Raw genomic sequence first — 19,347 nt, 5'->3', positions numbered from 1 at the left:
GATCAGCGGGGGACCGGCACGGAGGCCAGGATGCTGCCCAGCACGTCGTCCACCTGGACACCATCCATCAGGGCTTCGGGCCGGAGCGCCACGCGGTGCCGCAGGCACGGCTGGGCCAGCGCTTTGACGTCATCCGGGGTGACAAAGTTCCGGCCAGACAGCCAGGCCCAGGCCCGCGAGGTGTTCAGCAGCGCCGTGGCGCCGCGCGGCGAGACGCCAAGCTGGAAGGACGGGGCCGCCCGGGTGGCCCGGACCACGTCAACGATGTAGCCCAGCACCTCCGGCGCCACTTCGACGCCGGATACTGCCCGCCGTGCCCGTTCCAGTTCGTCGGCGCCCGCCACCGGCCGGATGCCCGCCGCGGCGAGGTCACGCGGATCGAAGCCGGCGGCGTGCCTGCGGACGACCTCGATTTCGGCGGCACGGTCAGGCAGGGGCATGGTCAGCTTGAGGAGGAACCGGTCCAGCTGGGCCTCGGGCAGGGGGTAGGTGCCCTCGTACTCGACGGGGTTTTGCGTGGCCGCAACGATGAAGGGCACCGGCAGCCGGCGCGACACGCCATCCACGGACACCTGGCGTTCCTCCATGGCTTCCAACAGGGAGGCCTGGGTCTTGGGCGGCGTCCTGTTGATTTCGTCGGCCAGGAGCATGTTGGTGAAGACCGGGCCTTCACGGAAACTGAAGTCCGAATTGGCGGCGTCGTACACCAGGGACCCCGTGACATCGCCGGGCATGAGGTCCGGTGTGAACTGCACGCGCTTAGTGTCCAGGCTCAGGGCAGCGGACAGGGCCCGGACCAGGAGTGTCTTCGCCACGCCCGGCACGCCTTCGAGCAGCACATGCCCGCGCGACAGCAGGGCGATCAGCATGCCGGTGACCGTGGAATCCTGGCCCACCACTGCCTTGGCCACCTCATGCCGGACGTCAAGCAGCGCCTGCCGGACCGGATCCTGGACCTGATCCGGGGTGTGCGGAGCGGCGATGGTGCCCACCGGCGCTTCGCCGTAGGTCCCGTTGCCGTTGGCTCCGTTGCCGTGGGTCCCGTGCGGGTGGCCGCTTGGCTGCTGGCTCATCTGGCCTGTACCTCTTTCTCTAGTCGGACAAGGTCTTGGGCCCAGCGGACAAGCTGGGCCTCGGTCGCGGGACGGTGTTGCAGGAGCTGCTGTATGTCCGCGGCGTTCCGGTCCAGGTGCCGGGCCGCGGCGGCCGCCACGTCAGAGCCGGCCACGTCAGAAAACCCGGCTGCGGTGCCCACCCGGAGTGCCGAGGCAAGCCGGGCGATGGTGCCGGCACGGAGGGTATCCGCCGCCCGTGCAACGTCGTGGGCCTCGTGGTACAGGCGGGCCCTGCCTTCGGCGGTTTCCGCGGACTTCACTACCACCGGCAGGGGCTCGAAGACCAGCGGGCCCAGACGGCGCCCGCGCCACAGCACGGCAAACAGGGCCACCACAATGAGCCACGGGATCACAAACGCCGACCACGCCGGTGCAAGCTCGGCCAGGGTCTTCGGTGCGGGGCTGCCCCCGAGGTCCCCGGGACCGGGCAGATACCAGACGAGGTCTCCCTGGCTGCCCAGGGTCCGCAGGGTGAGGGCGGCGTTGCCGTTGACGGCCAGAAACTGGTTGCTTATCACGGCTGTGCTGCCGATGACCACGAGCTTGCCGTCCTCTGCCGAGGCGTAAAGGCCCCGCCCGCTCCCGCCGGCGCCGTAGCAGACGGTGCCGCCGGTGTAGAGGAAGCCTCCGTCCGCGCTGATGTCGCCGGCGGCCCGGGCATCGGCAACGGTGCATCCCGGCTGGAGGGTCCGCTCCGAGCCGGGCACCACCCCGGCCTGCCGGATGGTGCTGCCCAGGCCGGTCAGTGTGGCCAGGCGCGGCGAGACCACCACCAGCCGGTCCGTCTCTGCAAGCAGCCGGCGGAGCCGATCGGGAGCAAGGAAGCCGCGCTGGTCATAGACCAGGACCGTAGAGCCGGACCCGCTGTTGCTGCCTGCACGCGCCGCTGCCAGAGTCTCCTCGAACGACGCCGTCTGTTCAACGCTGACGCCTTGCGCACCGAGAATTTGGGCTGCTGCCCTGGCACCCTGCGGGCCGGGGTTGCGGATGGATAGCTCCTGGTTGTCACCCTGTTGCGTCGACTGGAAGGCGAGGACCACCGAAAGGGCAACAGCCATGGCCAAGCCGAAGAGCACCCCCGCGCGGTGCCTGCGGATCCAGCCTGTCTTCTCGCGCCGGGCTGCGACCATGAGGGGATGCGTCACCTCGGCACCGCCAGTCCGCCGGATGGGGCCCCTGCGTAGGAAGGGACGAGCCTTTCCAGGGCCGAGTCCAGCTCAGCCACCGCGGCATGGTCGGCTGCCTGGCCGCTCCCGCCGCCGTAGCGGACGGCATCGAACGTGCGGGCAGCGGCCTCGAGCTGGTCACTGGCGGTGGGGAACGCCCGGCTGAGCTGTCCGGCAGCCTCGTCCGCTGTCCGGCCAGGCTGGGGGTCGAGGACGGCGCGGTCTTCCGCCGAACTCACCAGCGCGCGGAACTGTTCGACGACGGCGGCCGCCCAGTCGCCGCGTACGGCTGCGGCTTTTGCGCGCTCCCTGTAGTCGGCTGCGGTGGCGGGTGCTTCGGCGTCGAAGATCTCTTGCGGAGTGCGGCGGCGGGCGTTCAGCCTTGGCCGCGCCAGGATGATGGCCACAGCTATCAGAATGGCGATGCCAAGGCCGATGAAGGGCGCCACCGGAGGTCCTTCGGCAGGGGACTGGCCATCGGTCACGGACTGCAGCCAGTCGAGGAACTGCTGCCACAGGGTTTCCAGCCAGCCTGGCGCCGCCTCCCTGTACTCGCGTTTGGAGAGCTCTTCCGCCGCCCAGCGGCGCGCTTCTTCCCCGCCAGGCTGCACCGGTGGTTCCAGGGTCCGGTTCAGAAGTGCCGTGGCGTGCTGCAGGACCGGAACGAAGCCGATGTGGCTCATCCCGGCATCGTCGGCGGTCCCGGAGGCGGCGGCCAGCCTGCTGAATTCCCGTAGGGGCCTGCCTGATGGGGTCCGGCTTGGTAGGGGCCTGCCTGATGGGGTCCGGCTTGGTAAGGCCAGGACTGGTGAGGGCCCGCGCCGTTCCGGCCCGGGCTGTAGACGGGTACGCCCCGGCCCGGGATGCCGCCGTCGTCATGGCCCGTTTCCAGCAGCCGGAGCAGCGCGATGTCCAGTCCGTCGTTGCGCATCCGCAAGTCCATGTAAAGCAAAGCCATGACCGACGTCTGGAAGGCGAACGCGACGGCGCCGACGGCGGCGGACACGATCACCGTGGCGACACCGACCACCACCTGCAGGGCAGCCGCCTGGCTGGCCGGGTCCTGGGGGCCGGCCACGGTGGTGAGGAGTCCGGTGAGCAGGGTGAGCGGGATGAGGACGATCTGGCCGATGATGCCGACGAGGAGTGACACCACGAGGACGATGCCGAAGACCCGCCACCAGCTTTTCCGGGTGACGGCCCAGGAACGCCGGATGCCATCGAGCGCTCCCACGTCCTCGACGACGATGACCGCAGGTGCGACGGTCAGCTTGACGGACACCCAGATTATGGTGGCGATAAAAGCCAGGAACAGCGGAAGCACGATGACCAGCGACCCTGTACCCAGCGAATTGGCCAGCAGCACGGTCGCCAGGACGATGAGGGCCCCGCCCAGCAGCACGGCTGCCACCCCGATCCCGGCCAGGCGAACCAGGGCCCACGCCCGGCCGCGCGCCAGCAGCCACATCTGCCGGAAGCCGGTTTGCCGGTTGAGGATGGACCTGGCCACGGGGACCACCATGGCCCCCTGCATCACCACGGAGATAAACACGGACACCAGGCCGAAAACCACAAAGCTGCCCACCACACCCGCGACGATGCTGGTCATCTCCGAAGAACTGAGGTTCGTCAGCCAGGCTTCAGCGGAAGCATCGGAGGCCGGGGTGACCAGCGGGACGACGCCGGCGATCACGGCGCCCAGCGCCTGTGCCACCAGGCCTGCGCCGAGCATCGCTTTGGGATTGCGCCGGATCGTCTGGAAGGCACCGTCCATGATTTCGCCGAACATCAGTGGCCGCAGCGGCACCACGCCGGGCTTCGGCGGGGCCGCGTACATGGGATAGGGAACGGCGGGGTTCGGCCCGAATGGCTGGTGGGCACTGGGCTGGTACGGTCCGGGCTGGTAGGGCCCGGGCTGCTGGCTGCCCCACTGCGGGGGTGCGCCCCATGGCTGTTCAGGCGGCCGGTGTTCAGGTAGCCGGTGCCCGGACGGCGGGTGCTGCGGATCCTGCTCTGACAACCTGTTCCTCCCCAAGGTGCGCACAGACCAACGGCCGGGCACCTCCAGACTATAGTTCCGCCGTCGGGCATCCTAGCTTCCCGCCGGTTCGGGCTGCGGCGGACCGCTGGCCGCCGCGTCCGGCGCCCCGGGACGCGCCCCGCCGAAAACTCCATCAATAGGACAAAGCAACAGCAATAAGGGAATATATAACTATGAAGGCACGCATTCTGGTGGTTGATGATGACGAGGCGCTCGCAGAAATGATCGGCATTGTCCTGCGCAACGACGGCTTTGAGCCCGTCTTCTGCGCGGACGGCGGACAGGCTCTGGACGTCTTTCGCTCATCAAAGCCGGATCTCGTGCTCCTCGACCTGATGCTGCCGGGAACGGACGGCATCGAGGTATGCCGGCAGATCCGCTCCGAGTCGGACGTGCCGATCGTCATGCTGACGGCCAAATCTGACACCTCCGATGTGGTCAGGGGGCTGGAGTCGGGCGCCGACGATTACGTGCCCAAGCCCTTCAAACCGGCGGAACTCGTTGCCCGGGTGCGGGCGCGCCTGCGCCCCGGTGACCAGAAGGCACCTGAAACGCTGCGCATCGCGGACATCACCATCGACGTCGCCGGCCACCTGGTGAGCCGTGGCGACGAGCGGATTTCACTGACCCCGCTCGAATTCGATCTCCTGGTTGCCCTGGCACGCAAGCCCTGGCAGGTATTCACCCGTGAACTGCTTCTTGAGCAGGTCTGGGGCTACCGGCACGCGGCTGACACCCGGCTGGTCAATGTCCATGTCCAGCGACTGCGGTCCAAGATTGAACGTGATCCGGAAGCTCCGGAAGTTGTAATGACGGTTCGTGGTGTCGGCTACAAAGCAGGGTCCTGAACCCCAGGGCCAGAATCCCCCTACTGAGGCGCCCGCGGGATCCGGATCCGGTCCCCGCGGCAACTCGCCCGTGGCAGGGAACCCTCGGGACGCCGCTCGCAAACCCGGTCCGCGTCCAGGCCCGGAGCACACCGACGCCTTCGGAGCCGGGCTCGCGGGATTGCCTTTGAGGGCCCGGATCTGGCGGCGCCGCGCTCTCATCGTGGTGCTGCGGGTCGGCCGCCTGGTGCGCACCGGCTTCGACCGCATCTTTCCCGGCATCCGGTACCTGCTGCATTCCCTGCAGCGCCGGTGGCGCAGGTCGCTGCAGTTCCGCACCGTCCTGACCACCCTGTTGCTGTCCATCAGTTCGTTCGCGATCGTCGGCGCCTACCTGTCCAACCAGATTGCCAACAACCTGTTCCACGAACGGCTGACGCAGGCAGAGTCCGAGACGCGCTACAACGTCAAGCAGGTGCAGGACACTTTCGACGGCGCCCAGGTCACCGACCAGTCCAGCGTGATCACGCTCGTCTACGACACCCTCAACGCCGTTGAGGGCAAGGGCTCGGTGATCCAGCGCCGCTACGTATTTGAGGCAATGCCGGAGCAGACCAAGCCCCGCAACCGGTGGGTCGAGTCGCGCGCCTCCGACCAATTGACCATCAGCGTCATCCCGCCGGACCTCCGGGCAGCAGTCCAGGACTCCGGCAAGGAGCAGTTCTGGGCGTCCACGGAGTTCCCGGTGGGAACCGAAGACCGGCCCGGCATCGCCGTCGGCAACAAGGTGACGTTCAACGGCACGGTTTACGAGCTCTATCTGATCTACGACCTCAACACGGCACAGCAGACCCTGAACGAAATCCAGAACGTCCTCTGGGCCGGCGGCGCCGCGCTGATCCTCATGATCGGCGGCATCGCCTGGTACGTCACGCGCAACGTGGTTAGTCCCGTCAGCCACGCCGCCGTGGTCTCGGAAAAGCTGGCAGCAGGCCAGCTGCAGGAACGCATGGTGGTCAAAGGGGAAGACGAAGTGGCACGCCTCGGGGCCTCGTTCAACCACATGGCCGCGAGCCTGCAGGAGCAGATCACGCAGCTGGCCACGCTGTCCCAGATGCAGCAGCGGTTCGTTTCCGACGTGTCCCACGAGCTTCGGACCCCGCTGACCACCGTTCGGATGGCCGCTGAAGTGCTGTACGACGCCCGCAACGACTTCGACCCCATCAACAAGAGGTCCGCCGAACTGCTCTACAACCAGGTGGAGCGATTCCAGTCGCTGCTGGCGGACCTGCTGGAAATTTCCAGGTTCGACGCCGGCGTGGCCATGCTCGATGCCGAGGCGACGGACATAGTCCAGCTCATCTCGCACGTGATGGAGGGCGCGGCCCCCGTCGCCGAAGAGTACGGCTCGAAGATGCAGCTGAATGCGCCGGAAGGCAGCGTGGTGGTCGAAATGGACTCCCGGCGCATAGACCGCATCCTGCGGAACCTGATCCTGAACGCACTCGAACACGGCGAAGGCCGGGCCGTCAACATCTCCGTCGCCTCCAACGCCGACGCTGTCGCCGTCACCGTCAGGGACCACGGAATCGGTATGAGTCCCGCCGAGGCGGCCCGCGTCTTCGACCGCTTCTGGCGCGCCGACCCCGCCCGGGCCCGCACCACCGGCGGCAGCGGGCTGGGCCTGTCCATTGCCACCGAGGACACCAAACTGCACAACGGCTGGCTCCAGGCGTGGGGGAACACGGGAGTCGGCTCCAACTTCAGGCTCACGCTTCCGCTTAAACAGGGCGGCACCATCACAAAGTCGCCGCTGCCGCTTGAACCTGCAGACGTAGGGTTCGGCAGGCCCGGCGGCCACAGCGTCCTTGTGCTGGGTCCCGGCGCCACCCCTGCGCTGGAGGGATCCGCGGCCAGGAACTCTGCCCCGGAGGACTCCGCTGCCGGTAATGCCGACGCCGTGGCAGGGGAACCGGAGACAGCGCGCACGGGGGAGCGTTCGTGAGCGGGGTGCGCCCGGGGGCCCGCGGGCTTGCCGCAGGGCTGCTCGCCGTCATTCTGCTGTTCCTGGCGTCATGCGCCCAGATTCCGCGGTCCGGGCCTGTCGGGAAGAGCACGGACGAAAGCGCGGGAAATCCCAACGCTCCCGTGTTCTTTCCTGTCGCGCCGCGCACCGGGTCCAGTCCCGAAGCGGTCATAGAGGACTTCTACCTGGCCGGCAGCGGGTATGAGGACGACTACGCGGTGGCGCGGCAGTACCTGACCCAGGCTTCCTCTGTTGCCTGGAAGCCGGACCAGCGGACACTGGTGTTCCGCTCCGAGCGCGTGGTGAAGACCGGCGTCGAGGGCGTCTATAACTACGAACTGGAAGTCGCATACTCAGTGGATTCCGACGGCGTGGCCACCCCGATGCCGGACGGAACCAAAGAAAACATTCCCGTGACCCTGGTGCAGGTTGACGGTGAATGGCGCATCTCCAAGATCCCGGACGGCACCGCCATTCCCGAGGAGACCTTCAAGGTCATCTACGGCGCCTATCCCATCTACTTCTACGACCCCAGCTTCACGTATGCCGTTCCGGATGTGCGCTGGTTTATCAAGAAGAAAACGGTGAAGGCCATGACGAGCGCCCTGCTCGGCGGACCCGCCCCGTATCTTAAGGGCGCCGTGGTCAGTGCGTTCCCTTCCGGGATGAAACTTGCCAGGGAATCGGTGCCCGTTGTTTCGGGCGCAGCGCAGGTGGACCTGTCGGCCAAGGAGCTGACCGAGGCCTCCACCGAGGACAGACTGAGGATGCAGACGCAGCTGGCCCTGACCTTCCGCAGCCAGCCGGACGTCATCAATGTGGAGCTGCGGGCGAACCAGGACCTTGTCCGCGTGGAGGACAACGGTTCAGTCCTGCCGCCGGTCCAGAACAGAAATGCCCCCGCGCGCCAGATCGCCATCAGCAACAACGAGTTGGTGCGGTACGAGAACAACAGGGTGTCGCCGCTGCCCGACATGCAGCCGGTGGCCGGGCTGAAGCCGCGTTCGCCCGCCGAATCGCCCATCTCGCAGACGGTCGCGTTTTTGAACGGCAGCCGCAGCACCCTCTATTCGATGGTGCCGGGCCAGCCCGCGCGGGCCCTGACCACGCGCAGCACGCTGACGCACCCGTCGTTCAGCCTGCACGACTGGCTGTGGACCGCCGGTCCCGGAGCCCAAGGCGTCACCGAAATCACGGCCTTCCGTCCCACCGGCGTGGCCCAGGGCGCACCCGTGCCCGCCGTCACGCTGACACCCTCCTGGCTGGCCGGCCGCAGCGTGAAGGATTTCCGGGTGTCCCGGGAAGGGGTCCGGGCACTGGTCATCTCCGAGCAGAACGGGGAGACACGCGTGCAGGTGACGGGGATCATTCGCAGTACCGACGGCACGCCTAAGGAACTGACGGCGCCCGTCACGCTGCAGTCCAGCGGAAACCCCGACCAGGGCGTATGGGTAAACGACACCACCGTTGTGGTGATGAAGGGCGCGTCGACGTCCAACGTGACCCCGGAACTTCTCTCGCTCACCTCCCCCCAGCCCCAGAAGCTGGCCCCCTGGCCGGGGCTGGTTGCCCTCAGCGCCGGCAACGGCCCGGAGGAAATCTACGCCCAGTCCAAGGACGGCATCTTCCAACGGCTCGGCAACGGGTGGTCGGCGCAGCTGAGGGGACCCACGGACCCGTCTTTCCCCGGCTGACCGTTCCCCACCCGTCCTGCGTGAGGCTTTTTCCACATGGGGTACTTGCCTCTTTTCCGGCCGGCGGTGCCGGACCACCCTTGAACCGTGGGGAGCCATAGGATGCGAGACGGCCAGAGGACTTCGGCAGATCCGGACCTCCAGGCCCAGCCGCTGTGGCGCGCCCGCCACCGGGGGGAGCACCGTCAGCGCCTCCTGCAGGCCTGGGACCTGCTGGCCGGGGCTGTGGCCGACATTGCGGCCCTGGCACTGCCCGTGGAATGCGTCTGTTGTGGCAAGGAGGACCTGGCGCTGTGCGCCGGCTGCGAGCGCAGGCTCCGGATGCTCACCCGCTATCCCTTCCGGGCAGAGACCGGTGCGCCCGCGCTCATGGACACCGACGGCTCAGTCATCCTTCCTGTCGTGGCGGCGGGCATCTACCGCGAGGAGCTCTCCCAGTCGATCCTGGCCTTCAAGCGCCACGGGCAGGGCCAGCTGCAGAGCGTGCTGTCGAAGGTATTGGCCGGCGCACTCGCGGCAGCGTATGCGGGAACGGACGCTATGGTGCTCGTTCCGGTCCCAAGCAGCGGCAGCGCCTACCGGAAACGCGGGTTCAGTCCCGTTCATCTGCTGTTGGCCGGCGTCAGGCGGAGCTTCGACGGACGACGCCCGGAATGCACTGATGCGCTTCGCAAGGTCAGGAACCCGGGAACTGGCATTGGTTTGGCCGGAAACGGCCTGTCCGGTGGGCAGAAGGGACTCGGCAGGGGAGACAGATCGCGAAAGGTACGCGGCTCCATGCGCACCGCGCGGGGCTCCCGCGGACGCTCTCTGCGGGGGAGGCAGTGCATCATTGTCGACGACGTTCTGACTACCGGCGCCACTCTGGCAGAGGCTGCCCGGGCCATCCACGAAGCCGGCGGAGTTGTGCGCGGCGCCGTGGTCCTGGCCGCCACCCGCGCACCCGCTGCGGCGGCCGGGCCGGCGCAGTTCCGGCATCCTGGGGACTACCTGGGACGTAGCTGAGACATAGAAAAAAATAAACTGCGAAAGGATGAATAACTTGTTGCTATGAACTAACGTCGGATATGGGTACCAAGATCAGTTGTACCTTTCGATAGCGGCTCGGAAAGGGGCTCGACTGTCAATCAGATCGTCCCCCGGAAGTGCCGCCGTCGTGTCACCGAAGTCATTTGGAGGGCACCATGGAGTTCATGATCAGCGGACGAAATCTGACGGTCTCGGACCGATTCCGCGAATACGCCGGCGAGAAGATCTCAAAGATCGAATCGCTTGGGGACAAGGTCCAGAGGGTCGACGCGAAGGTTTCCAAGGAAACAAATGCGCGGCAGACCGGTGACCAGCTCACGGTTGAAGTGACAGTCCTGGGCCGAGGCCCCGTGATCCGTGCCGAAGCAAGCGCCGCAGATAAGTTCGCCGCGTTCGACCTCGCCTACAACAAGCTGCTTGAGCGGCTGCGCAGGGCCAAGGACCGCAAGAAGGTCCACCACGGGCGGCACACGCCCAAAGCGGTACGCGAGGCAACTGCAACACTGGAGCCCGCGAGCTCCAACCAGCCCATCTACGTCGAAGCGAGCAACAACACCCAGGCTGCTCCGGAACCGGCTGAGAAATCGCCGTACGACGTCGACAACGACATCCCCGCCGGCGACTCGCCGGTACTGATCCGGCGCAAAGTGTTCCCGGCCGCGTCCCTCACCCTTGACGACGCCGTGGACAACATGGAACTTATCGGTCACGACTTTTACCTTTTCGTGGACAAGGCCACGAACGCGCCATCGGTTGTGTACCGGCGTCGCGGCTGGACATACGGGGTTATCACCCTGGACCACTACTGCGAACCCGGCGAGAACACGCATGAGGAGAAAATCCTTGCGTACCGCTCGGATGATGCGGCCGCAACTGCCTAAGATGGTGCCCAGGCAACGAAAGGGCTGACATGGGTGCATCGCTGAGCCTCTCCCAGGCCCGGCGGATCGCACTGGCAGCCCAGGGACTGGACAAAGGACGGCCCGCCGGCCCCGTGACCTCACGGGCGGTGGGCCGGACCTTTGCCCGGATACAGCTCGTGCAGATCGATTCCGTCAACGTTCTGGCCCGGAGCCACTTCCTCCCGTTCTTTTCCAGGCTCGGCGACTACGACCGCGCCATCCTCCAGCAGTTGGCAGGCCGGCACCCGCGGCGGATGATGGAGTACTGGGCCCACGAAGCCAGCTACATCCGGCCGGAACACTTCCCGGACCTGGTGGTGTGGCAGAACCGCAGGTGGGTCGGGGCTTCGGGGATGGATCCAGGGCTGCGTTCCGGTGTGACCGGCAGGGTCCTGGCCGCGCTCGCCGACGGCAGGCCCATGACGGCGGCCGAACTCACCGCCAGGCTCGGGCACGTTGAGGACCGCAAGCACGTCGATTGGGGCTGGAACTGGAACGCCGTCAAGCGCGTGCTGGAGCACTTGTTTGAGGAGGGGGTCGTCTCGTCGGCTTCAAGGACGGACCAGTTCGAACGGCAGTATGCCCTGACCCGGCAGGTTTTGCCCGGCCATGACATTAAAGCGGTACCTGACCCCTCGGCCGCCATGGACAGGCTCATTGATGCGGCGGCGCAGGCGCACGGCATCGGAACGGTGCGGTGCTTCGCGGACTATTTCAGGACTCCGGTCAAGGCGGCCGCGGACTCTGTCCAGCGCTTAATTGATGCCGGACGCCTGGAACCGGTGACGGTGGCGGGGTGGGACAGGAAGGTGTACCGCCACGCCCAGGCGCGGCTGCCGCGCCAGGCGGCCGGCAGGGCGCTGCTCAGCCCGTTCGATTCGCTGGTGTTTGAACGGCGCAGGCTTGAGGAGCTCTTTGGGTTTCGCTACCGGATCGAGATTTACACCCCTGCGGCCAAACGCCGCTTTGGCTATTATGTGCTCCCATTCCTGCTCCGCGACCGCATTGTGGCCAGGGTGGACCTTAAGGCAGACCGGGCAGCGGGGCTGCTGCTTGCCAAGGCGTGCTTCGGTGAGCCGGACGCTCCGGCGGATACCGCCGTCGAACTCGCTGCAGAACTGCACCTGATGGCAGGTTGGCTGGGACTGGACGGCGTAGCCGTCTCGCCGGTGGGGGACCTTGCCCCCGCGGTGGCGGCCGCCAGTAACGGCTATCCGCTGTGAGGGAACAGGGCAACGTGCCGTGTGTCTCTCCCGTAGACTAAATCACGCCAGAATTCGGCAGCATGAGACTGGGAGCAACTTCACGTGGCATCACTAATCGAAAAAATTCTCCGCACAGGTGACAAAAAACTCCTGAGGCAACTGCGGAACTATGCTGATTCCATTAACGCCCTTGAAGACTCGTTCCAAACCTTCACGGATGCGGAACTGCGTGAAGAAACAGACCGGCTCCGGGCACGCCACCAGGACGGCGAGAAGCTCGACGACCTCCTGCCGGAAGCCTTTGCCGCCGTGCGCGAGGCGTCATCGCGGACGCTCGGCATGCGGCACTTCGACGTCCAGCTCATGGGCGGTGCTGCCCTGCACCTGGGCAACATCGCCGAAATGAAGACCGGTGAAGGCAAGACGCTGGTGGCCACTGCTCCGGCCTACCTCAACGCCCTCACCGGAAAGGGCGTCCACGTTGTCACCGTGAACGACTACCTGGCGGAATACCAGTCCGAACTCATGGGCCGTGTCTACCGCTTCCTGGGGCTCACCAGCGGCTGCATCCTCGCCAACCAGGACCCGTCCGTCCGCCGCGAGCAGTACGCTGCCGACATCACCTACGGCACCAACAACGAATTCGGCTTCGACTACCTCCGCGACAACATGGCCTGGGACAAAACCGAGCTCGTGCAGCGGGGCCACAACTTTGCGGTGGTCGATGAAGTCGACTCGATCCTCATCGACGAGGCCCGAACGCCGCTGATCATTTCCGGCCCGGCCCAGGGCGACACCAACCGCTGGTACAGCGAGTTCGCCAAGGTCGTCCTGCGCCTGCAGCCGGAGAAGGACTACGAAGTCGACGAGAAGAAGCGCACCGTCGGTGTGCTTGAAAGCGGCATCGAAAAGGTTGAGGATTACCTGGGCATCCAGAACCTCTACGAATCCGCCAACACCCCCCTGATCGGCTTCCTCAACAACGCCATCAAGGCCAAGGAGTTGTTCAAGCGGGACAAGGACTACGTCATCCTCGACGGCGAAGTCCTCATCGTTGACGAGCACACCGGCCGTATTCTGGCCGGCCGCCGCTACAACGAGGGCATGCACCAGGCGATCGAGGCCAAAGAGGGCGTCGAGATCAAGGCGGAGAACCAGACTCTTGCAACGGTGACGCTGCAGAACTACTTCCGCATGTACGACAAGCTCTCCGGCATGACCGGCACGGCCGAGACCGAAGCCGCCGAATTCATGAGCACCTACAAGCTCGGGGTGGTGGCCATCCCCACGAACCGCGACATGCAGCGGATCGACCAGTCCGACCTGGTGTACAAGAACGAAGTCGTTAAGTTCGAGGCCGTCGTCCGGGACATCGCCGAACGCCACGAGAATGGCCAGCCGGTCCTGGTGGGCACCACCAGCGTCGAAAAGAGCGAGTACCTCTCGCGCCTGCTGGCGAAGGAGGGCATCCGGCACGAGGTGCTCAACGCCAAGAACCACGCCCGTGAAGCCGCGATCGTGGCCCAGGCCGGACGCAAGGGCGCGGTCACCGTGGCCACCAACATGGCCGGCCGCGGCACGGACATCATGCTCGGCGGCAACGCCGAGTTCACCGCCATCGCTGAACTCGCCCAGCGGGGACTCGACCCGGAGGAAAACTCCGACGAGTACGAGGCAGCCTGGCCCGGTGCTCTGGAGGCGTCAAAGAAGGCCGTCAAGGACGAGCACGAGGAAGTCCTGGGCCTGGGCGGGCTGTACGTGCTGGGAACTGAGCGCCACGAATCCCGCCGGATCGACAACCAGCTGCGCGGCCGCTCGGGACGCCAGGGCGACCCCGGCGAGTCTCGCTTCTACCTGTCGCTGACCGACGACCTCATGCGTCTGTTCAACTCGGGTGCAGCAGAACGGCTGATGAACAGCTCCGTGCCGGACGATGTGGCCCTGGAATCCAAGCTGGTCTCGCGTGCCATCGCTTCCGCCCAGGGTCAGGTTGAAGGACGCAACGCCGAACAGCGCAAGAACGTCCTCAAGTACGACGACGTCCTCAACCGCCAGCGCGAAGCCATCTACGGCGACCGCCGCCGGATCCTGGAAGGCGACGACCTCCACGAGAAGGTGCAGTTCTTCCTGGAAGACACCATCAACGCACTGATCGACGAAGCAACCGCCGAGGGCAACGGCGACGACTGGGACTTCGACCAGCTCTGGACCAACCTCAAGACGCTTTACCCGGTCACCGTGACGCCGCACGACGTCATCGACGAGGCAGGCGGCAAGTCGCGGATCACCGTGGAGTTCCTGAAGGAAGAAATCATGTCTGATGCCAAGCTGGTGTATCAGGCACGCGAGGAAGCCATCGGTTCCGAGAGCATGCGCGAACTCGAGCGGCGTGTTGTGCTCTCCGTCATCGGGCGGAAGTGGCAGGAACACCTGTACGAGATGGACTACCTCAAGGAAGGCATCGGCCTGCGCGCCATGGCCCAGCGTGATCCGCTGGTGGAATACCAGCGTGAAGGTTTCACGATGTTCCAGTCCATGATGGAAGCCATCCGGGAGGAGAGCGTCGGCTTCCTCTTCAACCTCGAAGTGGAGGTCACCCCGGCCGAGGACGTCGTGGTTGCCGACGCCGGGGGCGGCCACACCGAACACCACGAGCCGCAAATCCGCGCCGCCGGTCTTGAAGCGCCGGAGAAGCCCGCCCAGCTGCAGTACACCGCGCCCCGGGAGGACGGCGGAGCCGAGACCCGGATCGAGGGCCGGGCTGCGGGCCGCTCGGGCAACCCCGCCAAGGCCGCTTCCCAGGAACGGCGCGACGGGAAGAAGAAAAAGCGCTAGCCAGAGGATATGGCAGGAAGGGACCGGAGCAGGAGCTCCGGTCCCTTCCTTTTGGCGTCAGCCAATCTCCAACGCAGTGACGCGCCAGACGCTCTTGCTGCGTTCCAGCCGCACTGCGACTGCCCGGACCCGCACTTCATCGATCACCACCGCGCTGGCCTCATACACGTCCGGCGTCACCTCGCAGGCGCGGACCGAGCGGACTGATGCGTTGCGGTGAAGCAGCCCCATTTTCCGGGGAGCCCGGGCAGCCACGCGCCGGGTGAGCGCCGCCCGGTGCTGGAGCACGGTGAGGCAGCGCTGGTCCAGCCGCCGTGCCAGCTGGTGGATTGGCCTGGTTCCCGCCAGGACTTCCACGGCGGCCTGGACTGTTGCCCTGGTGATGGCGCAAATTTCGCGAGCCTCGTCTCCGGAGCCGGGAGCCGCGGCCGGGGAGGGCTCAAGAACAGCGCTTCCTGAACGCCGTATCGGGGTTACTGCAGTCATGATCGGTCCTTCGGTAGAGGCTGGCTTGGGAAGGCCGCGGGAGTGCGGCCGCCGCGGGTTCAGTGGCGCGAAAGGAAAACATGCCAACGCCGCTTACGGCGGCGGAGGGCTGAGGAGCTGGCCCGGGAGAAGGATGCTGGGATCGGCTCCGATGACGTTCCGGTTAACCTGGTACCAGAGCGGCCAGCGGGCTGCTATATCCACGTCGGAAGCGCCGGGCCCGAGTTCGCGCGCGGCGATGGTCCACAGGGATTCTCCGGCCCGCACGGGTACCTCGCGGCGGGCACTGGCCGGCTCAGCCGCTGCCCGGGCGGGCAATGGGGTGACGAGGCCGGGTTCCACAACCAAAACGCGCGGCTTCCACTGAGGCTGGAGTTCGCTGCCGTCCGCGACGGATCTTTCCGTGAGGCCGGAGCCAGCGGAGCGGTTGGCGGGCAGGCCCGGCCGCCCCTCAGCCAGGGGCGTCCACGCCGCGGACAGGGACGATCCGTTGTTCGAGGCAGCGGCCGCGGCGGCCAAGGCATCCGCATGGGCGAGCGGTGCGCCGAGAAGCTGCGCGCCCACCGCGGCGATCGCCAGCCTCCGCATGAAAACAGGGGTGCACCGCCCCGTGGCGCGGGCGGCGGCATGGTGCCCGGTCCGTTCCAGGAGTGCCGATGCAAAGGCCGTAGCCAGGGACAGCAGCCACCAGGCGGTGACTGTCAGCCCGGCCGCCAGGGCCAGCAGGCCAATGAGGTCATCGAAGTGCAAAGCCTGCTGGCGTGCAGCCGACCGCGTCCACTTGTCGACGATCCCGGCCCCGGTGAAAGCCAGAAAGACTCCGAGCCCCAGGATGACGGCCGCCAGGGCGGCTTCTGCCCTCACCGGACGTTGTACCTCTGCCCCCATGACTTCCCCCAACTGACGCGTTTGATGCAGTTTGATAGACTTTGATGTGATTGATCCCGTTGGAGCAAGTTTGCAGCACGTTTATCTGGCTTGTCTATGAAGATAGAAAAGTTTCTGGATTAATTGACCGTCCCCGTGGGCGCGCCTACGCTGTCGCCATGCGATGGAATGCACTCTTTCAGGATCTTGAAATGCAGCTCGCCGAGGCCGGGGTCTTGGGCCTGGAGTCCGAGATCGCCGAGCGCTCCCGGGCGGACACTGCTGCCATTGCGCTCGATGACAGGCTGCGAGGATCCCTGGGCTGCCGCATTGGCATCCATCTGAGCGCGGGACCGGTCTTTGCCGGCACCCTCAGCCATGCCGGGTCCGAGAGCCTCGTCATCGACGAGGCATCGCACCAGGTGCTGGTTCCGTATGCCGCCGTCGGCCACTACACCGGACTTGGGCGCTTCGCGGTGGGCGAGGCGTCCCCCGTGCGCCGCAGACTCGGCCTTGCCAGCGCGCTGCGGGGGTTGGCGCGGGACAGGGCAGAACTCACTGTGCTGATGGCGGGCCCGTCACCCGATGTGCAGCTCGCAGGTGTGATTGACAGGGTGGGGCGGGACTTTTTCGACCTCGCCACGACGCTGCCCGGAGAAGCGCGGAGGGCTGGCCGGGTCACCGACGTGGCTACGGTTCCGTTTCGGGCGCTCGGCGCGCTCCGGTCACGGCGCGGAGGGGAACTCTGACCGCCCGAGGCGGGGAATGAAGCGTCCGGCCTGGAAACCGCCCGTGCTCAAACCGACTTGGACTTGGCCTCTTGGATCATGCGGCTTGCCTCGGCGTAACGCTCTTCGATGTACTGCTCGAGCATCTTTTCCTCAACCCGCCACTGGCCGCGGCCACCCACCTGGATCGCCTTCAGTTCGCCGCTGCGGACGAGGGCATACGCTGCCGGCGCATTGATCTGAAGCTGCTCGGCTACATCTGCAAGCGTAAGGAATCGGGGCATAGTCCAATTGTGCCACCGCTGGTCGTGGATGATGCCGTTATCCACAGTTTGATGTTGTTTGCCTGAATACCTTTCCGATTGAGCAGGCATGCCGTAACAATGATCATGACCGGCGCGATTGAAGCGCCCAGGCGTCAAGGGGGAGCAGTACGCATGAGTGCAAGCACGGCGGCCACCGGAGCCCGGCTGAAGAAGCCTTCCTGGAAGGACCCGAGGCTTCTGGTGGGCGTGCTGCTTGTCCTCGCCTCCATTGTCGGAGTCGTTGCGCTCGTCGGCAGCGCAGACCGGACCACAGAGGTGTTCGCTGCCCGTGAGGCGATCGCGGTCGGTCAGAAACTCACTCCTGAAAACATCAGCCGCGTGAAGGTGCGCCTGGGCGACGTCGAAGCGCACTATGTCACAGCGGCCTCTGGCGTTCCCGACGGCCAGGTGGCCGTCCAGCGAATTGCCAAGGATCAGTTGGTTCCCCGTGAAAGCCTGGGCAGTGTCGACGCCCTGGACCGGAAACCCGTGGCCGTCACGGTTCAGGAGGCCTTGCCGGAGCAGGCCGTTGCAGGCACTCGGGTTGACGTCTGGGTCTCCATGCCCGACGCCCGGAACGGTTTTGCCGAACCGAAGCTGCTGCTCCCGGGCGCAGAAATTGCGGAGGTCTCACAGGGATCCACCGCCCTGGGCGCTTCGAAATCGACGGTCCTGATGGTCCTGGTGGGAAACGAGCAGATGGCTTCCCTCCTCGGCGCGCAGGCGAACGAAGCCAAAATCTCCGTGGTGTGGAATCCTGGCGGGGCCGCCAAGTGAGTATTCCGGTTGTCACCGTCGGCGAGTCGCAGGAAGACCTGGTGGGCGGACTGGAGCGGCTCCACGGTCCCGTCACAGTAGTCCGGCGCTGCGCGGAGCTCGCAGAACTGCTGGCTGCCTGCCAGAGCGGGCTGGCCCGGGCGGCTGTTGTAGCCGAGGGAAGTCAGGACCTGACTGCCTCGCTGGTGGACAGGCTCGCCGCAGTAGGCGTAGTGATCATTGCCCTGACGGACAGCCCTGAGGAGCGGTTGAGGCTCCGGGGGATCGGAGTCACCGCGGCACCTCTGACCGTCGAATCCACAGCACTGGCGGAGACCATTGCCGACGCCGTCGGCAGGCACGCGAGCTCGAGCCCGGCAGGGCCGACTCCCGGCGGCGGTCCCGGTTACAGCACGGGTTTCGCGGATGCCGGGGCGGCCCTGCACCCGGAGTCTGCCGACGTCGAATCGGAGCCGGCTCCTGTCGGAACCGGCAGGGTCCTGGCGGTGTGGGGGCCGGCCGGTGCACCCGGCAGAACGCTGGTTGCCGTCAACGTCGCGGGGGAGCTGGCTGCGGAAGGCAAGTCCGTCCTGCTGGTTGACGCCGACAGCTACGGGGCCAGCGTCGCCGGCGTCCTCGGGCTGCTGGACGACGCGGCGGGTCTGGCGCAGGCCTGCCGGCTGGCCGACCAGGGCCTCCTGGACCGGAAGGCACTGCTCCGAGTCGCCGTACCGGTTACTGCCACGGCCGGGACTTTCCGGGTTCTGACCGGAATTACCCGAGCCGACCGCTGGACCGAGCTGCGGGCGGCCGCGCTGGCGCTTGTTTTGGACCGGGCGCGGGAAGTGGCCGACTTTATCGTGGTCGACGCCGGCTTCTGCCTTGAGGCCGACGAGGAGCTGAGTTTCGACACCATGGCACCGCGACGCAACGCCGCGACGCTCAGGAGCCTTGAGCTGGCCGATACCGTGATCGCGGTTGGCTCTGCGGATCCGGTCGGTGTTCCCCGCCTGGTCAGGGGGCTGGCGGAACTGGAAGGGGCAGTGCCGGGGGTCAGCCCCGAGGTGGTGCTCAACAAAGTCCGTGCCGCGGCTGTGGGCCGTTCGCCGGAACGTCAGCTCCGCGAGGCGTGGGACCGGTTTGGCCCGTCCGCGAGCATCAAAGCCTTCCTTCCGTGGGACCCGGGGGCAACAGATGCGGCGCTGCAATCCGGGTCGCTATTGCTGGAATCGGCTCCGGACTCCCGGCTCCGGTCGGCGATTGCGGAATTGGTTTGTGCACCTGTCCAGCAAAAGCGCAGATCCACTGTGTTTCCCTCCACAGCAAGGCGCAGGCTGACGGGCTAGGCTCACCGTGAGGGCTGCA

Annotated in this window: 17 protein-coding genes; 10 read left to right on the top strand and 7 right to left on the bottom strand. The window is 66.5% G+C overall.

The window, feature by feature from the left end; translation table 11 throughout:
- Nucleotides 1-2: 2 nt before the first annotated feature.
- Genes ACTHQX_RS01305 through ACTHQX_RS01290 form a run of 4 tightly spaced genes read right to left on the bottom strand, consistent with a single transcriptional unit; the run spans nucleotide 3 to nucleotide 4,301 of the window.
- The gene (locus tag ACTHQX_RS01305) at nucleotides 3-1,073 is read right to left on the bottom strand and encodes an AAA family ATPase (protein ID WP_440155290.1); all 1,071 of its coding nucleotides are present in this window, start codon (nucleotides 1,071-1,073) and stop codon (nucleotides 3-5) included.
- On the bottom strand, nucleotides 1,070-2,260 hold the full coding sequence (locus tag ACTHQX_RS01300; protein WP_440155288.1) for a DUF4350 domain-containing protein: 1,191 nt from the start codon (nucleotides 2,258-2,260) through the stop codon (nucleotides 1,070-1,072). Before ACTHQX_RS01300 ends, ACTHQX_RS01305 begins: the two co-directional genes overlap by 4 nt.
- Complete coding sequence (locus tag ACTHQX_RS01295; protein ID WP_440155286.1) at nucleotides 2,257-2,964, bottom strand: DUF4129 domain-containing protein; 708 nt, start codon at nucleotides 2,962-2,964, stop codon at nucleotides 2,257-2,259. The genes ACTHQX_RS01300 and ACTHQX_RS01295 overlap by 4 nt, the downstream gene beginning before the upstream one ends.
- Nucleotides 2,961-4,301 carry a DUF7544 domain-containing protein gene (locus tag ACTHQX_RS01290; RefSeq protein WP_440155285.1) on the bottom strand — a complete coding sequence of 447 codons (1,341 nt, stop codon included), beginning with the start codon at nucleotides 4,299-4,301 and terminating at the stop codon, nucleotides 2,961-2,963. The genes ACTHQX_RS01295 and ACTHQX_RS01290 overlap by 4 nt, the downstream gene beginning before the upstream one ends.
- A 194-nt stretch (nucleotides 4,302-4,495) precedes the next feature.
- On the opposite strand from ACTHQX_RS01290, the gene mtrA reads away from it, so the two are divergent.
- The 7 genes from mtrA (at nucleotide 4,496) to secA (ending at nucleotide 14,840) form a co-directional block, all read left to right on the top strand.
- Nucleotides 4,496-5,170, top strand: a complete 675-nt coding sequence (mtrA, locus tag ACTHQX_RS01285) for an MtrAB system response regulator MtrA (RefSeq protein WP_003804986.1) — start codon at nucleotides 4,496-4,498, stop codon at nucleotides 5,168-5,170.
- A 160-nt stretch (nucleotides 5,171-5,330) separates the two neighbouring features.
- Nucleotides 5,331-7,154, top strand: a complete 1,824-nt coding sequence (mtrB, locus tag ACTHQX_RS01280) for an MtrAB system histidine kinase MtrB (protein ID WP_440155490.1) — start codon at nucleotides 5,331-5,333, stop codon at nucleotides 7,152-7,154.
- Nucleotides 7,155-7,159: 5 nt separating this feature from the next.
- Nucleotides 7,160-8,869, top strand: coding sequence for an LpqB family beta-propeller domain-containing protein (locus ACTHQX_RS01275; protein ID WP_440155489.1), 1,710 nt, complete (start codon nucleotides 7,160-7,162; stop codon nucleotides 8,867-8,869).
- 102 nt (nucleotides 8,870-8,971) lie between these two features.
- The gene (locus ACTHQX_RS01270; RefSeq protein ID WP_440155282.1) at nucleotides 8,972-9,874 is read left to right on the top strand and encodes a ComF family protein; all 903 of its coding nucleotides are present in this window, start codon (nucleotides 8,972-8,974) and stop codon (nucleotides 9,872-9,874) included.
- Nucleotides 9,875-10,053: 179 nt separating this feature from the next.
- Entirely contained in the window at nucleotides 10,054-10,779 is a 726-nt protein-coding gene (hpf, locus tag ACTHQX_RS01265) for a ribosome hibernation-promoting factor, HPF/YfiA family (RefSeq protein ID WP_102971985.1), read from the top strand.
- A 29-nt stretch (nucleotides 10,780-10,808) separates the two neighbouring features.
- The gene (locus tag ACTHQX_RS01260; protein ID WP_440155281.1) at nucleotides 10,809-12,023 is read left to right on the top strand and encodes a winged helix-turn-helix domain-containing protein; all 1,215 of its coding nucleotides are present in this window, start codon (nucleotides 10,809-10,811) and stop codon (nucleotides 12,021-12,023) included.
- 84 nt (nucleotides 12,024-12,107) lie between these two features.
- The gene (gene secA, locus ACTHQX_RS01255) at nucleotides 12,108-14,840 is read left to right on the top strand and encodes a preprotein translocase subunit SecA (RefSeq protein WP_440155279.1); all 2,733 of its coding nucleotides are present in this window, start codon (nucleotides 12,108-12,110) and stop codon (nucleotides 14,838-14,840) included.
- 57 nt (nucleotides 14,841-14,897) lie between these two features.
- Here the strand turns inward: secA and ACTHQX_RS01250 are convergent, their stop codons facing one another.
- Together ACTHQX_RS01250 and ACTHQX_RS01245 are read right to left on the bottom strand one after the other, a co-directional pair.
- Nucleotides 14,898-15,326 (bottom strand): Rv3235 family protein, encoded by a 429-nt coding sequence (locus ACTHQX_RS01250; protein WP_440155278.1) that lies wholly within the window; start codon nucleotides 15,324-15,326, stop codon nucleotides 14,898-14,900.
- Between the two features lie 93 nt (nucleotides 15,327-15,419).
- Nucleotides 15,420-16,190, bottom strand: a complete 771-nt coding sequence (locus tag ACTHQX_RS01245; protein WP_440155277.1) for a hypothetical protein — start codon at nucleotides 16,188-16,190, stop codon at nucleotides 15,420-15,422.
- Nucleotides 16,191-16,372: 182 nt separating this feature from the next.
- On the opposite strand from ACTHQX_RS01245, the gene ACTHQX_RS01240 reads away from it, so the two are divergent.
- The gene (locus tag ACTHQX_RS01240) at nucleotides 16,373-16,942 is read left to right on the top strand and encodes a hypothetical protein (RefSeq protein WP_440155276.1); all 570 of its coding nucleotides are present in this window, start codon (nucleotides 16,373-16,375) and stop codon (nucleotides 16,940-16,942) included.
- Nucleotides 16,943-16,989: 47 nt separating this feature from the next.
- Here ACTHQX_RS01240 and ACTHQX_RS01235 read toward each other — a convergent pair whose 3' ends face one another.
- Nucleotides 16,990-17,205, bottom strand: coding sequence for a helix-turn-helix domain-containing protein (locus ACTHQX_RS01235; RefSeq protein WP_043419585.1), 216 nt, complete (start codon nucleotides 17,203-17,205; stop codon nucleotides 16,990-16,992).
- Between the two features lie 153 nt (nucleotides 17,206-17,358).
- Here ACTHQX_RS01235 and ACTHQX_RS01230 point away from each other — a divergent pair, with 153 nt between their 5' ends.
- A complete protein-coding gene (locus ACTHQX_RS01230; protein WP_440155274.1) occupies nucleotides 17,359-18,003 on the top strand; it encodes an SAF domain-containing protein in 645 nt (214 codons plus the stop codon).
- Complete coding sequence (locus ACTHQX_RS01225; protein WP_440155272.1) at nucleotides 18,000-19,328, top strand: AAA family ATPase; 1,329 nt, start codon at nucleotides 18,000-18,002, stop codon at nucleotides 19,326-19,328. The genes ACTHQX_RS01230 and ACTHQX_RS01225 overlap by 4 nt, the downstream gene beginning before the upstream one ends.
- Nucleotides 19,329-19,347 lie beyond the last annotated feature (19 nt).

Origin of the sequence: Arthrobacter sp. SAFR-023 (genome assembly GCF_051965295.1) — a bacterium.
Lineage (GTDB): Bacteria > Actinomycetota > Actinomycetes > Actinomycetales > Micrococcaceae > Arthrobacter.
Note: the sequence above shows the minus strand (reverse complement) of the source record. Positions and strands in the feature narration are given on the sequence as shown.